The sequence below is a fragment of the Tianxiuia mixotrophica genome (genome assembly GCF_050596425.1).
Lineage (GTDB): Bacteria > Bacillota > Clostridia > Peptostreptococcales > Acidaminobacteraceae.
In genome coordinates, this window is the sequence record NZ_CP192292.1 from 429,178 (window position 1) to 438,797 (window position 9,620).

Consider the following 9,620-nt stretch of genomic DNA (forward strand, 5'->3'; position numbering starts at 1 on the left):
ATACCCAAAAGTGAGTGCAAAGATGCAGCAAACATTATAGAATATTAAGAAGGCAAGTGACACGTTGCGAATATTCCAGTGAGAGGTTGCCTTTGCATTCAGAAAAGAATGTGTAATATAAAGACAGTTAGAACAGTGTTTGAAATAGCAACAGAAATATAGAAAATGACCATATAAAAGGGGGCTATTCTATGCCGGTTGTGGATGTGAATCTACCGAGAAATCCATATAAAATTCATGTAGAATGTGATTTGATACAAAATATTGCAAGCTATGTGACCATGTATTACTCAGGTCAAAGGATTTCAATTGTTACAGACGAAAATGTTTCGAAAATCTATTCGAGAAAGGTTGTGGAAGTTCTCGAACACGCTGGTTTTATGGTTGAAGTATTTGCTGTTAAACCCGGGGAAGGGAGTAAGAGCTTTTCTACTTATGAATTTGTATCCGAAAAGCTTATTGAATCTGGGCATACGCGAACAGACCCTATTCTCGCTCTAGGTGGCGGCGTTGTTGGTGACTTGGCTGGATTTATAGGCGCAACACTCCTTCGTGGAGTGCCTGTGATTCAAGTTCCAACAAGCTTGCTTGCTCAAATTGACAGCAGTGTTGGCGGAAAGACAGGTATAAATCTTAAGGCAGGAAAAAACCTACTAGGCGCTATTCATCAGCCAATAGCGGTCCTTATTGACCCTTTGACCCTAGACACTCTTCCACATAAATATCTTCGTGATGGTATAGGTGAAGCCATAAAGTATGGATTTATAAATAGACCTGATCTTCTGGATTTGTTTGAAGATATTGCTACTAAGAAGGCACCATTTAAGAGTGTTCTTGATTGTAGAGAAAGCATTATCGAGTTGTGTTGTGCTTCTAAAAGAGACTTTGTCGTTCAAGATGAAAAAGATTTTGGACAAAGAATGATTTTAAACTATGGGCATACCATTGGCCATGCTATTGAAAAATTTCACAATTATAAAGGTTATACCCATGGAGAAGCTGTTGCGATGGGCATGTATTATATACAAAAAATTTCTGAGCATCACGGTCTTACCCAAAAGGGACTTGTCAAGAGACTGGAAGTTTTACTTAAGGCCTTTGATCTATATCAGCCAGAGACCAAGGCCAGTCCAGATGTTTGGATTGAAACGATCGCAAAAGACAAGAAAAATCTGAATGCAAAGTTAAATGTAATACTTGTTGAAAAACCTGGTCAGCCCATTATTTATGAGACATCACTGGATGGGTTTTACATGATGATGAAGGAGGGGCTGTGATGGGTAAAATGATAATTGAATCAGCACGACTGGGAGGATCGGTCAGTGCGCCACCATCCAAGAGTCTAAGCCATAGGATCATGATTGCTGCGGCATTGAGCCAAGGTCAGTCCATCATAAAGGGCATAAAGGAATCCGTTGATATACGAGCAACAAAGACTTGCCTAGAAACACTGGGGGCCGAAATTGATTTTTATGAGAATGAAATGAAGATCAATGGAATGGGTAGGCCGACGGCATTAAAGGACACGACAATGTTCTGTGAAGAATCTGGATCGACTCTTCGGTTTATGATTCCCATAACGGCCCTATCAGGACAGTTTGCATGTTTTGAAGGCAAGGGAAAATTAAAGACACGACCGATAGATCCCTATTTTAGTATATTTGATCAATCAAGGATAGAATATACATATGATGGCCACTTGCCCCTTACCATAAAAGGGACATTAAAGTCAGGTGTCTATGAACTGCCTGGACATATCAGTTCTCAGTTTGTTACGGGGCTTCTTATGTCACTGCCTTTATTAGAGGGTGACTCAACCATCAGAATGACAAGCAAGCTTGAGTCAAGGGACTATGTGGATTTAACCATAGATGTTATGGCTATGTTTGGGGTTGAAGTAGACAATCATAACTATGAGTTTTTTGAGATAAAGGGATCTCAGGCTTATATGGCAAGACCAGTTCGCGTTGAAGGCGATTATTCTCAAATGGCTTTTTGGGCAGTGGCTGGATGCATTGGTTCAGATCCGATTGTAATAGAGAATACGTCTGAAGAAACCCGACAAGGAGACTCAAGAATATTCAAAATCATTGAAGAAATGGGTGGACGGGTTGAGTACAAAGAAAACTCTATCACTGTGCATCCGAGTCAAACACATAATGTAAAAATCAATGTGAGTGAAATTCCAGATTTGGTTCCTATCTTAGCTGTTCTTGGCAGTTTGAGTCTGGGGACCATGCATATATATGGTGGAGAAAGAGTTCGTTTAAAAGAATCAGACCGATTAAATGCCATAGCCACGGAAATTAATAAAATTGGTGGGCAGATTGAGGAAACACCAGACGGCCTAATCATTAAGGGTGTGACATCATTGCAAGGGGGGCGAGTTGAGGGGTGGAATGACCATAGAATTGTTATGGCCATGGCCATCGCTGCCATATCTTGTAGTGAAAAATTGACTATTGAAGGTTGGGAAGCCATTAATAAGTCATACCCTGAGTTTTTCAAAGATTATCAGAAATTAGGAGGTGTTGTCAGTGAATGGAACATGGGGTAGTTCACTTGGTCTTACGATCTACGGGGAATCCCACGGAAGTGGACTTGGGGTGGTTATCAACAACTTGCCGCCAGGTATTGAACTGGATTTAACACGGATTGAGTCAGAAATGAAAAGACGACGACCAGGCACTTCTAAGATGGCAACACCGCGTCAAGAAGCAGATGCCTTTGAGATATTAAGTGGTTACTTTGATGGACATACAACTGGGGCTCCTCTGGCCATATTGATCAGAAACACCAATCAGCGGTCGAAGGACTATTCTAAAGTGAAGGATGTGCTAAGACCCGGTCACGCTGACTGGAGTGCCTATAAGAAGTACAAGGGGTTTCATGACTATAGAGGTGGCGGACATTTCAGCGGAAGACTAACTGCTGGAATCGTATTTGCAGGTGCTGTGGCTCAACAGGTGCTGGAAAAGAAAAACATAAGAGTTGGAGCGCTTGTCAAATCAGTCGGAGGGGTTTACAGCAGTGTGCCCAAACTGGTGGAAATCATGAATGATGATATTAGCCAGTGGAAGGCACAAAAACTGCCGGTTTATGATCCTGTTCAAAGAGACAAAATGGAAAAGCTTATTGAAGAAGCACGGCTGGAACATGATTCTGTGGGTGGTCAGATATATGCTTTTGCAAGTAATGTACCGGCTGGTCTGGGACAACCCTTCTTCCACTCGATGGAAAGTCGGATAGCACATATCATGTTTTCTGTTCCAGCGGTGAAAGGCATTGAGTTCGGGGCGGGTTTTGCCCTTTCAGATATGAGAGGCATAGATGCCAATGATGAAATCTATATTGAAAATGAAGTTATAGAGTCAAGAACCAACAATAATGGTGGGATATTAGGGGGGATAACCAATGGAATGCCTGTGGAAGTCACTCTGGCCATTAAACCGACACCATCCATTGGAAAATTGCAAAAAACTATAAATATAGAAACAGCAAGTCCTGTTGACCTTTCGGTGGAGGGCCGACATGATCCTTGTATAATACCACGGGCTGTCCCAGTTATTGAATCCGTTCTTGCAATTGCCCTGCTGGATGCTATGATGGATGAAGGGTTTAAGTTCTAGTGGTTAAGAATAGGCTGGAAGGTGGAAACATTTGAAGTTAAATGATTTTAGAAATGAAATAGACGCTCTTGACAAAGAAATTGTGGAACTGATTGTAAAGCGAATGGAGATTTCAAAGGCGATCTCTGAGTATAAATACAAGCATAATCTTCCTATTCGGGATGCCAATAGAGAATCTGAACTGATTAAAAACAGGACAGAACATATAGAGGATTTGGCTTTGAAAAAGGCCCTTGAATCTGTGTTCGAAGCAATTTTAAAATCAAGTCGAAATGTTCAAGCGCTGGTTCAGGACGAACTGAAATAGACTGTCTTTAAACAGTCGACTTGTAAGGAAAAAAGAAGATTGATTATGAAAAGATAATCCCCTTGTATCTAAGTGATACAAGGGGAATTTTTCGTTCTAAGTGTTTGTGAAAAAGCGAGGTTCTATCACAAACAAAGTCTGTATAGACTTGTATTTCAGAATAATCTATTCATTACATGGGGACATGATCGACTTTTTATCCTGTGCAAAGGCCGCTTATTTAGCATTAGCAGCAGAATTCTGAGCTTTCAATTTTGCTTTTTTAGATTGAGGCATATTGACTAGGAATATCCCTGATGAAACCAGCACAAGAGATAAAAGAATCTCCGAATTCAATGACTCTCCAGGTATAAAAATGGAGGAAAGAATTGATCCCCAAATCGGTATTTGAAACTTGTAAATAGAAACACGGCTGATTGGGTTCTTACTAAGTAGGGTAAACCAAATTCCAAAGCCAGCAGATGAAATCAGAGCCAAGTGCATAAATATTGGAACAATATCCGCAGTGATATGAATAACATTACCACCTAAGGCAAGCCATGAAATTATAATCATGATGAAGGACCCGGTAAACATTTGATAGCATGTCATGACAACTGTATCCATACGACCAGATAGCTCCTTTGCCATAATTGACGAAACAGCGCCTGTGAGAGCTGCCATTATGAGCAGGCCCTCTCCATTCCACGCGAAGCCACCTGTGAGGGGACCTTTGGCAAGATTCACATAGACCACACCGCTGAATCCGAGAATGAGTCCGAACCACTTTTGTCGATTCATTTTGTCGTTTGCATAATAAAAGTGCGGCAAGACGATGGAGAAAAATGTTCCTAGAGATGTCATAATGGATCCTTTGACCCCTGTTGTATTTGCAAGTCCATTGTAGAAGAAAAGATACTGCAAGGACGTCTGTACGATACCAAGTGCAACAAGAGGCAATATGACCTGTTTGGTGATTTTTAATTTTCTCTTTGTAACGAGGATGAAAGCAAGCATATAGACTGCCGCAAGGAAAAATCTATATCCGGCAAATTGAAGCTTGGTTGCCCAACCCGCACCGCCTATATCAAGAGCAGCATAACTCACTTTCAGTGAAGGGAAAGCACTGCCCCAAAGAGCACAGGCAAAGGTGGCAAGAGCAAATATCGCGATGGGATGTTTATAAAATTTGTCTGACATAATAATCTTCCTTTATTCTGTAACCTTTACGATATTGTTTTGAACTATAATTTCATGTAACATTAAGATTATACTACAAATTGTACGCGTGTCACTATGTGTAAACAAAATGTAGTATACTGTTATGGCTAAGAATTTAGAAGAGGAGTATGACTTTTGGAAACGATCATGAATATATTCTTGAATATCCGACTGCTGGATATTGTTGACATTTTCATAGTGGCATTCGTCTTTTACAAGCTATTGTCTCTTATTCGTGAAACAAGGGCAGAACAGCTTATAAAAGGGATTATTATTCTTCTGGTTGTTTCAAAGTTGAGTGAGTGGGCCAAACTGTATGTTGTGCACTACATTCTCCAAAACACATTGACACTCGGGGTTGTTGCCCTGCTCATTGTGTTCCAGCCAGAGATGAGACGAGCGCTAGAATACATAGGACGAAGCAAACTGCTGTCCAAGTCCTTTGCAGAAGTTGACAGAGAAATTCTGCAGGAGTCCGTGGACCAGGTTGTGACGGCTGTGAGTACCCTTTCAAGAGATAGAATAGGTGCTCTTATTGTCATGGAAAGAGATACCGGCATTAATGATATTGTAGAAACTGGTGTTAAAATTGATGGCAAAATCTCAAGTGGATTGCTGATTAACGTATTTATTCCCAACACGCCTCTACATGATGGCGCTGTCATAGTGCGTAAAGATAAAATACTTGCAGCGGGTTGTTTTTTACCCCTGTCAGAAAATCCGAACTTAAGTAAGGAAGTGGGCACAAGGCATAGAGCGGCTCTTGGAATTTGTGAGCAGTCGGATGCCATTGTCGTTATTGTTTCAGAGGAAACCGGTGCTATTTCCATAGCTATGGATGGCAAGCTTTCAAGATTCCTTGACCCAAAAACATTGTCCAGTAAACTCATGGAGGCCTTTGAGCCGGAAAATGAGAAGGCCTTGATATCGAAAAAGAGATGGAGATTTAATAAATGACTAGACCAGCATGGGTAAGCCGTGTTGCAGAAGTGTTTAACGGCAGCAGGCTATCAAGCAACACGGGACAAAAAATAATTTCAATACTTTTTGCTATCCTGTTTTGGCTGTATGTTATGGATCAAGTCAATCCAGAAATAGTGAAGGAACTGGAGAACATCCGCGTTGAACTCCTTAACACCCCAAGTGTCACTGAAAATGGCCTGATCATTATGAATGAACAGGAACACTTTGTGAATGTGAAAGTGAAGGGGCGTAGAAATGACCTCTTTGATGTGACGAATGAAGATGTTCGTGTGACGGCTGACTTGACGGGCTATGGCAAGGGCGATGTGAGCGTTCCTCTTGAAACCCGTACGTTCAATGGGAGCTTTACAGTGGATGATCTATCCAAAAAAGAAATAAAGCTATTTTTAGATAGAGTTGTGGAGATTTCAAAACCTGTCAACCTTGAGGTCACAGGTGAAACCAAAAGTGGCTATGTGAAAGGTGAACTTAGCTTTGAACCACAGGAAATTATTGTGAAAGGTCCAGAGTCCTATGTCAATAATGTCGCCATGGTTTATGGTGAAATGAAGATTGATGGCACAACAAGTGACCTTGAAAAAGAAATACCTGTCAAGCCAGTCGATAATGACGGCAATGTGGTCGGCGGTGTTGCCCTTGGAAGAGACTATGTCCGTTCGACAATTGGTATATCAAAATTAAAAACCCTTTCTCTTAACGAACGCCTAACAGGTCAAGCCGCGGATGGGTATGAAATCGTGAAAATACAAATTAATCCTGCTGCGGTAACTGTCCGTGGTAGTGAAGCTGATATTGATGGATTAGACAGGCTCTATACCATGCCTATTGATATTTCAGGGATAATGAGTACGGCAGATGTGGAAATCCAACTGGACTTGCCAGAGGGCATCACAGCGCCATACCTCAATGTACCAGCTATAGCGACGGTTTATGTAGAAGCCTATGAAACAAAAGTGTTTGAGATACCAGGCTCAAGTATTGAAATTAGAAATATGAATGATGAGTACCTGGTCACGCAAAGAGATATCTCTGGTGTGGTGCGACTCACCGTTCGAGATATTGAGTCGGTTATGGAAGATGTCGATGTATCATCATTTGAGCTATATTATGATGGTTCAAATCTAAAGCCGGGCATTACAAATGAAATTGTCGTCAAGGTGGAACCAGACCAGACCATAAAGACCATAGAGGTGGATTCTGATTCTGTACGTATTCCAGTCCGCCTAAAAGAGCTTATCAACGACTACCAAAACGAGGACACACCAAACGAAGACTCTTCTGAAAATGAAGATACGAGTCAAGGGTCGGGTGGCTCACAGTCCCCTTCGGACGATAACATAAATGAATAGACCTTTGATGGTTGAGATAAGAGAGCCCTTTCGTTAAAAAATAAGACTCTTAAAAAAGACTGCAAATATTTGCAGTCTTTTTTGTTGTTAAAAGCCCAAACATGATAAAATGGATGTGGGTCAAGCTTACAAGACCTAAGATATGGCAGACAAAAACAGAATCGTGGTCATATCAGGTCCATTTTTAGATGGAAAAGATGATTTGTAGACCACTTAATATGAATAAGTGAATTTGAAAAGCGATAGAGAAAATATAGTGACAAACGAGAGTTGAGGTGGCCCATGAAACGGGAGATTGAACTCATTTTAGATTCAACCCACGATGCTATGATTGCGGTTGACAAAAAAGGCATAATAACTGTGTATAATGCTGCAGCAGGTAAGCTGACAGGAAAAGTACCCAGTCAAGTCATTGGAAAACCAGTTACTGAGGTGGTCGATACGACCAGACTCCCCTATATACTAAAGACAGGCGACTCAGAGCTTAATAGAAAACAGATGCTTGGAGACATTGAAATAGTCACCAACCGCATGCCTGTAAAAAACGAAATGGGAGAGGTCATTGGTGCCATTGCGGTTTTTAGAGATATTACGGAAATACATGCTCTAGCAGAGGAAATCACCAATTTACGGGAAGTTCAGTCCATGCTAGAGGCTATATTAAATGCCACTCAGGATGCCATATCTGTTGTGAATCAAGATGGTATTGGCTGGTTGATAAATCCAGCTTACACAAGACTAACAGGCTATACTGAAGATGATATTATTGGCAAGCCATCCACTGTGGACTTGGCTGAAGGGGAAAGTGTTCATTTAAAAGTGCTCGAGACGCAGGAACCTGTAAAAGGCATGTATCATCGGGTAGGGCCCAATAGGAAAGAGGTTATGACAGAAGCAGCACCTATTATAGTTGATGGAGAATTACGGGGCAGTGTTGCGGTAATACATGACTTGACAGAAATCAATAAGCTCGTGTCAGAACTGGACCAGGCAAAGCAAATTATCCGAAATTTGGAAGCCAAGTACACCTTTGATGACATAATTGGCAAGAGTGAACTCATGGAAGCCACCATTGCTAAGGCGCGGCTTGCTGCGGAAACACCTGCAACCATTATATTAAGAGGTGAAAGCGGAACAGGAAAGGAACTCTTTGCCCATGCCATCCATAATGCATCTGAAAGAAAGTTCAATCAGTTCGTTCGAGTGAACTGCGCAGCCATTTCTGAGAATATACTGGAAAGTGAACTTTTTGGCTATGAAGAAGGGGCCTTTACAGGGGCTTCAAAGGGTGGGAAGATTGGTCTGTTTGAGCAGGCCGATGGTGGCACCATATTTCTTGATGAAATTGGGGAAATCAGTCTGACCATGCAGGCAAAACTCCTGCGCGTGCTTCAAGAAAAAGAAATTGTACGCGTCGGGGGCACAAAACCAGTCAATGTGGATGTAAGAGTTATATCAGCAACAAATGTAGATCTTGAAAAGGCAGTTTTTGACGGTGGTTTCAGAAAGGATCTCTACTACAGACTCAATGTTTTTCCAATACAAATTCCTTCACTCAGAAATCATAAAGATGACTTAGACGCCCTTATTAGCTTCTTGATCAACAAGTACAATCAGGAGTACGGAAGGCATGTCAGCGACATCAGTCAGACAGCTATGGCCCACATATTGTCCTATGACTGGCCTGGAAACGTGAGAGAACTTGAGAACTACATTGGACGGTCAATGATCAATATGCGCATGAATGAAACGATCTTAGACCGTTACCATATGCCAGCTTTTCAGACTAATATTTCTGATGGTGGACCAATTTATGAAAGTCAGGGACATGACCTGCCTGATATTCCTATGAATGACCGCAAACTTTCCTCCCATCTGGATGCGATTGAGAAGAGACATATTCTTTCTGTTCTTAGAATTAATGATGACAACAGGGAGCAGACGGCAAAAGATTTAGGCATATCCTTAAGATCCCTTTACTATAAATTAAAAAAGTATGGCATTCACTAGCCCAGGATGGTCTGTGATTTCAAATTTGACTTTTAAAGATCGTAAGACAATCAATGCTGTGTCAAGGTATCCCCATATCCGTTTCAGTTAAACGGTATGGGGATTTTATATTTTAAAACAGGTCCAGTTTATTTAAACGTG

Annotated in this window: 8 protein-coding genes; 7 read left to right on the forward strand and 1 reads right to left on the reverse strand. The window is 41.3% G+C overall.

Annotation, left to right across the window (positions count from 1 at the left end; genetic code table 11):
- Nucleotides 1-191 precede the first annotated feature (191 nt).
- From aroB to ACQ4KW_RS02060, 4 genes are read left to right on the forward strand one after another with little or no spacing between them, the layout of a single operon-like run.
- Nucleotides 192-1,277: a 3-dehydroquinate synthase gene (aroB, locus tag ACQ4KW_RS02045; protein ID WP_430884871.1), complete on the forward strand. Its 1,086-nt coding sequence runs from the start codon at nt 192-194 to the stop codon at nt 1,275-1,277.
- A complete protein-coding gene (gene aroA, locus ACQ4KW_RS02050) occupies nt 1,277-2,557 on the forward strand; it encodes a 3-phosphoshikimate 1-carboxyvinyltransferase (protein ID WP_430884872.1) in 1,281 nt (426 codons plus the stop codon). The genes aroB and aroA overlap by 1 nt, the downstream gene beginning before the upstream one ends.
- The gene (gene aroC / locus ACQ4KW_RS02055) at nt 2,538-3,629 is read left to right on the forward strand and encodes a chorismate synthase (RefSeq protein WP_430884873.1); all 1,092 of its coding nucleotides are present in this window, start codon (nt 2,538-2,540) and stop codon (nt 3,627-3,629) included. The genes aroA and aroC overlap by 20 nt, the downstream gene beginning before the upstream one ends.
- 31 nt (nt 3,630-3,660) lie before the next feature.
- Nucleotides 3,661-3,936, forward strand: a complete 276-nt coding sequence (locus ACQ4KW_RS02060; RefSeq protein WP_430884874.1) for a chorismate mutase — start codon at nt 3,661-3,663, stop codon at nt 3,934-3,936.
- A gap of 216 nt (nt 3,937-4,152) precedes the next feature.
- Here ACQ4KW_RS02060 and ACQ4KW_RS02065 read toward each other — a convergent pair whose 3' ends face one another.
- Entirely contained in the window at nt 4,153-5,115 is a 963-nt protein-coding gene (locus ACQ4KW_RS02065; RefSeq protein WP_430884875.1) for a DMT family transporter, read from the reverse strand.
- A gap of 156 nt (nt 5,116-5,271) precedes the next feature.
- Here ACQ4KW_RS02065 and cdaA point away from each other — a divergent pair, with 156 nt between their 5' ends.
- From cdaA to ACQ4KW_RS02080, 3 genes are all read left to right on the forward strand, one after another.
- Nucleotides 5,272-6,093 (forward strand): diadenylate cyclase CdaA, encoded by an 822-nt coding sequence (gene cdaA / locus ACQ4KW_RS02070; RefSeq protein ID WP_430884876.1) that lies wholly within the window; start codon nt 5,272-5,274, stop codon nt 6,091-6,093.
- A complete protein-coding gene (locus ACQ4KW_RS02075; RefSeq protein ID WP_430884877.1) occupies nt 6,090-7,469 on the forward strand; it encodes a CdaR family protein in 1,380 nt (459 codons plus the stop codon). The genes cdaA and ACQ4KW_RS02075 overlap by 4 nt, the downstream gene beginning before the upstream one ends.
- Before the next feature lie 282 nt (nt 7,470-7,751).
- Nucleotides 7,752-9,479: a sigma 54-interacting transcriptional regulator gene (locus ACQ4KW_RS02080; RefSeq protein ID WP_430884878.1), complete on the forward strand. Its 1,728-nt coding sequence runs from the start codon at nt 7,752-7,754 to the stop codon at nt 9,477-9,479.
- Nucleotides 9,480-9,620 lie beyond the last annotated feature (141 nt).